The sequence below is a fragment of the Pseudomonas sp. AKS31 genome, from assembly GCF_023634765.1.
GTDB lineage: Bacteria > Pseudomonadota > Gammaproteobacteria > Pseudomonadales > Pseudomonadaceae > Aquipseudomonas.
Genome location: NZ_JAMLFX010000002.1, coordinates 436,288 through 441,510 on the forward strand (window position 1 = coordinate 436,288; position 5,223 = coordinate 441,510).

Below are 5,223 nucleotides of genomic sequence, written 5' to 3' on the forward strand. Positions count from 1 at the left end.
CTTCGATGTACACCGGGGAAACCCCTAGAAACCTGATGAATCGGGCATTTTCCCTTGGGTCGATGGTGGCCTTTTGGTAGAGTCGCCGTCGCCAGCGGGTTTTCGGCTGGACGATGGAACCGAAGAAGGGAGTCTGATCAGTGAGTCCGGGCAAAAAAATCCTCGGCCTCACAGCGGTGCTTTTGATGCTGACGCTGTGGGCCAGTTACTTTTACGTATTCAAGGAAAACCGCGACGGCCAGCTCGGCGGTGTCGGCGAAAGCACGGCGTGGTGTGGCACGCCACCGTCCACGGAAGCGGCGTTGCTGGGCAAGGATCAACTGACCTTGCGCGTCACCAACAACCTGCGCGGCGAGTTCATGCTCAGCGGTTCCCTAGTGGTTTCGGAACGCACCTTCAACCGTTACGACCTGAGCCGCAACGAACTGCGCCTGCGTCTGGAGCCGTTGCAGTGGTCCTACGGCGTCACGCCGATCTTCCTTGAGCAGGTCAAGGTGCAGCCGCTGAGCCGCAACCTGTCGGCCACCAACAAAAGCGCCTACGCCGAACTTGAACCGCGCCCGATCGGTGTGCAGGGTCAGGTCACCGAATTCCCTTTCGACACCTATCGCTACGGCTATAAACCGGTGCTCTATTACCTCAAGGGCAGCGAACGCGTCGACCTGCGCTTCAAGAACATCACTACGCTGATGGAGATGTCCAACACCTTCACGCCGATCCAGAAGTACAACCGCGTCGACTACATCAACGAGAAAAACTCGATGATCCGCGACGAGGATTACAAGGCTTACGGGCCGCACGAGTGTGCCTTCAGCGTCGAGCGTAAGGGTTCGTTCAAGGTTGTCGTGTTATTGCTGCTGCTGGTGCTGTGCCTGCCGTTGCTGCTGGTGTTTTACCGTAATGAGCCGGGGATCGACTTCCTTGCCACGTTGTTGGGCGCTGCGATCGTGCGGGTGTTGCTGATCGGGCCGGTGCAGGACTTCCAGCTGTACAACATCGATTTTCTGTTGGGCGCAGCGATTCTGCTGGTGGGCACGGTGTCGCTGATCAAGGCGATGCACATCAACAGTCGGCGGGAGATGGCGTTGCGCAGTGGTGAGACTTCTTCCTGGTAATGGGGTGAACCCTGAAAAGCCCCTCACCCTAACCCTCTCCCGGAGGGAGAGGGGACTGACCGTGGGATATTGGAGAGATTGACCGACCTGAACGATTGGCTTTGAATCCATAGTCGACTCTATTTTTCAGGTCGATGTACCTCGCCAGACAACTCGGTCGGTCCCCTCTACCTCTGGGAGAGGGCTAGGGTGAGGGAAGACAATCTCCACCAATCACTTAAGCGCCGGACCCCCCATATTCATCTTCTTCCACCCCGCAACAGCACCTGCGGGCGTTCTCGCTCGGCTTGCTCCAGTGCAGCGGATTCTTGAAGCTCACGCAATGGCCGGGCGCTCGATGCTGCGGTGCCGAATGCTCGACAGCTGCCAAATCACGCTCGTCATCCGCCGCGCAGCCTTGCGTGAATATTGTGCTTTGCCATCGCAATTGCTGGGGTTTTAGCTATACCTGTATCTCCCCCGGGCAAAGTTTTTGGCCTTCTGACAGGAGTTACAGCATGAAGCTAGCAGTGATGATGGGCACTCTGTGCATTGCCACCGTCGCAATGGTGGGTTGTTCCAGCAAAACCGTCGACCCGAAAGAGTACTCAGGCTTCCTCAAAGACTACAGCCAGCTCAAGGAGGCCAAATCCCCGTCTGGTGCCGAGGTGATGCGCTGGATCGATCCGAAGGTCGACGTCAAGAAATTCACCAGTGTGTACATCGAGCCGACTCAGCTCTATCCGAAACCGCAACCAACCGCGAAAATCTCCCAGCAGACCCTCAATGGCATCACCTCCTACTACGATCAGGCGCTCAAGCGTGAGATCGGCAAGGACTTGCCGTTGGCCACCGGCCCCGGCCCGGGTGTGATTGTGGTGCGCGCGGCGATCACTGCCGTGAGCAGCTCGACCGAAGGCCTGCACGCTTATGAAGTGATTCCGATCGCCCTGGTCGCCGCAGCGGTCAGTACCGCCAGCGGTATCCGCGATCAGGAAACCACCCTGGCCACCGAAGCGGTTTTTCTCGATGGCGCGAATAACAAGGTCGTCGCGCAAGTGGTGCGCAAAGGCACCGGCAAGCCGCTGGAAAATGATTCGCAGGCAATGACCGCGAATGACGTCAAACCGGTGATCGATGGCTGGGCCTCGGACCTGCGTCAGTCGTATCTGAAGCTCAAGGCCGCCAAATAAGTGGCCCCGGCCGGATTGTCCGCGAGGACTGTCCGGCCGGTGCAGCTCTTCAGAAATTGGCGCGTGCCTGACGGTTGTAGTGGCTGAGCAGGGCGTCGTAACCACGGGTGACGGCGTAGTAGTCGTCGCTCAAACGTTGCGGTTCGGCGTGGTCCTGCCAGTCCTTGTGCAGGGTGTTCAGGGCGTCGAGATAGTGCTGCGCTGGCTCATTGATGTGTCGCCACAGCTCGCGCGCGTCATCGTCCTTGTTACGGAAACCCGGCTCACGCGGGCCGATGAAGGGCCCACGGCGATTCCACGCCAGTTGCAGATCGGCGGTGGTGTCGGCCACGGTTTGTGGGGTCAGGGTCCGTTGTTTCATCCGGTCTTCCAGCAATTCCAGTGTCTCTCGGGCTTGAATCATGTAGGCCAGCAGCGACCAGTGGATCTCCTTGCCCATGCGCGCATCCAGTCGTTTCAGTTGTTCGCTGCGCTGGGCCACATCGAGCGCCACCAGGTCGTGCCTCAGTGCAGTCGACGTCCGGAGATAGTCAGCGATGGCGCTCTGGTAGCGCTCCCGGTAGGCCCCCGACGGGTTCGGGAACACGGAAACGAAGCTTGCACTTCTATCGAATCGTGAGGGCATCGACACCGTTGCCACGCCTTGCAGCGCTTTCGCATAGTCACGGGAGCGTTGTGAGAGTTCCGGTTGATAGCCCAGCAGATCGAGCTTCAGGTTCATGTTGGAAAGACAGACATCCTTTTGGATGTCCTGCACGATGCGCGCATCGCTGTCTTCGAAGTCCCGTGGCTCGGGGACCCAATTAGCGGCGGAATAATCCTTGGGCGGTTTCGGGTTTTTGTATTGCTCATAGGCCACCTGCCAATGCACGTCGACACGGTTGACGCAGGTGATGATCGGACTAAGCGCGTTGGCCTGAGCCGTGACGGGCGCGTCGCGATTGTCCAGCCACAGATCGAGTTGCAGGAAGGGCGTGGTTGCCCCTGACAATCCCATCACCAGCAGCGCGATCAGCAGACCACTGACAAACATCGTTCTCGAACTCATGGTTTTGCCTCCGCGCCATACCACTGCTCACGGGTGGCTGGCGCACCGCAGTCGGCCGCGCTGGCGGGCAGGCGACTGCACAAACGCTCAGCCCAGGGTTGCAGTCCCTGATTGCGAGTCACCGTGTCTTGACTGGCGATCACATTGAGCACGCCGAGCAAGATCACCAGGGTGACAACGCCGAGTACCGCCAGACAAATTTTCAGCAGGGGATGGCGTTGCTCCCAGGATACGTGTGGTTCGATCTGGCGCCGCCGAACCAGACCGACGACCGCTAACGTAGTCGCATAGACCGCGCCGCCGACAGGGCCGAAAAGCCAACTGAGGCCGGTCACCATCAGCGAACAGGGAATCAGGTCACGAAGTACACCAAATGGCGCCACGATCCCCGGACACAGCCGCGCACTGAGCCAGTCATCCAGCAGCCAATAACGGTGCGCCAGATCGTGGGCCAGCCAATTGAGGCCGGCGGCAATTACGCCAAACACCACGATCGACACCATGAAAATATTGAACAGGCCGGTGACGCGCAGCCCCAGCGGGATGAAGTGAACAAAGGCCCCGATCAGGCAAGCCAGCACCACGCCAAGGTACGTCGGCCATTCGCCACGGCTCAGCTCCCAGTCGCGCCAGAAGAACGCGGTGCCACCGGGCAAGTCCGCGCAGACCTTTGGATGATTGGCATACAGCGCCGAACTCAACTGCCGGCATTGCGCCCAATCGTTCTCGCGCAGGCGCCGGGCCAATGCGCGACGCTGGCTGAACGGGGCGCTGCCGAGCAACAGGCGGGCGGCGCGGTGTTCGGCGGTGGCGGGCGGCTCTTCGGCGAGTTGGCGCTGCTGCGCGAGAAAAAGCGGTGCCTCGTAGCGAGCGGTCAGATGCTTCCATTCATCGGCAGGGCAGCGGTTGGCCGGGCCGGATTGCCAGCCCTGGCCGGCACACACCCGTTCGAAGATATCGGCGGACCAGTATTCGCTGTCCAGCAGCAAGCGGCTCAGGAACAGGTTGAACCACTGCCGGTGTACTTCAGCGTCAAGCCATAGGCATTGGCTGCACTTGGCGTAGGCCTGGAAAAAGGCTTCGCTGTCTTCGCATTCGAGAGCGTCAGCCAGCGGTCGAGTGATGCGCTGGCGTTGTTGCGTCAGCAAATGCTCGATCGATTCCTCGTCCAGTTCCAGGCGCTGCCAGGCACTGAACCAGTGATACGTCTGCACCGCCCAATCGACCATCGGCGTCGATGTATCCGGGTGCTCGATGCAATGCTGCAGCAGGGTCTCTTCGAGGATATGCGCGCAACCTTGCTCAACGGCGAGGGCATGGCGCTGTTGCAACTGCGCAAGGCTGGTGTCGGCCAGCGAGCGGGTCGCCTGTTGCAAGGCATCGACTTCGACCACGGTCAGGCCGGTCAAGTCCCAGGCCGGTTCATCAGCCTCGTGGTCCTCGCTGACCTGCGCCCATTCCTTGTAATGCAGGGCTTGCTCATAGGCGTCACGCAGGCGCTGGAAGCCTTCGGCGTCTTCGTCCGGGCGGGTCTGTTTGAGCAGGGCAGCGTATTGGCGTTTGATACTGCGCGTATCGGCGTCGGCCGTAAGGCCAAGGACGGTCCAGCAACTCATTGCGTGTACAACTCCATGAAAACCTGCGGCGCGGTCCGGTGATGGCACTTTGATTTTGCGCACCCTACCTGTTTCGCGTCGAAAAGTCCTCAGCTGTTGCTTAGTGGCCGACAAACCAGCGGCAGTACAGGGTGCCGGCGTTGCCGGGCATCACCCGCCAACTGACCCTGCAAGCGGACGGCGCACTGGCGACAAGAGCTGTCGAGTGAAACGAGGCTGCGATCCTTTGCCTTCGCTTTTCGAGATCAAAAGATCGCAGCCTCGTTTCACTC

The 5,223-nt window shown here is 60.0% G+C and carries 4 protein-coding genes; 2 read left to right on the forward strand and 2 right to left on the reverse strand.

The window, feature by feature from the left end:
• The first annotated feature begins 140 nt into the window (after window positions 1–140).
• Both M9827_RS08065 and M9827_RS08070 read left to right on the forward strand, forming a co-directional pair.
• A complete protein-coding gene (locus M9827_RS08065) occupies window positions 141–1,115 on the forward strand; it encodes a hypothetical protein (protein ID WP_250604913.1) in 975 nt (324 codons plus the stop codon).
• A gap of 497 nt (window positions 1,116–1,612) precedes the next feature.
• Entirely contained in the window at window positions 1,613–2,287 is a 675-nt protein-coding gene (locus M9827_RS08070; protein WP_250604915.1) for a DUF3313 domain-containing protein, read from the forward strand.
• A gap of 49 nt (window positions 2,288–2,336) precedes the next feature.
• Here M9827_RS08070 and M9827_RS08075 read toward each other — a convergent pair whose 3' ends face one another.
• Window positions 2,337–3,335, reverse strand: a complete 999-nt coding sequence (locus M9827_RS08075) for a DUF3829 domain-containing protein (RefSeq protein WP_250604917.1) — start codon at window positions 3,333–3,335, stop codon at window positions 2,337–2,339.
• Window positions 3,332–4,951: a J domain-containing protein gene (locus M9827_RS08080; RefSeq protein ID WP_250604919.1), complete on the reverse strand. Its 1,620-nt coding sequence runs from the start codon at window positions 4,949–4,951 to the stop codon at window positions 3,332–3,334. The genes M9827_RS08075 and M9827_RS08080 overlap by 4 nt, the downstream gene beginning before the upstream one ends.
• Between the last annotated feature and the right edge of the window lie 272 nt (window positions 4,952–5,223).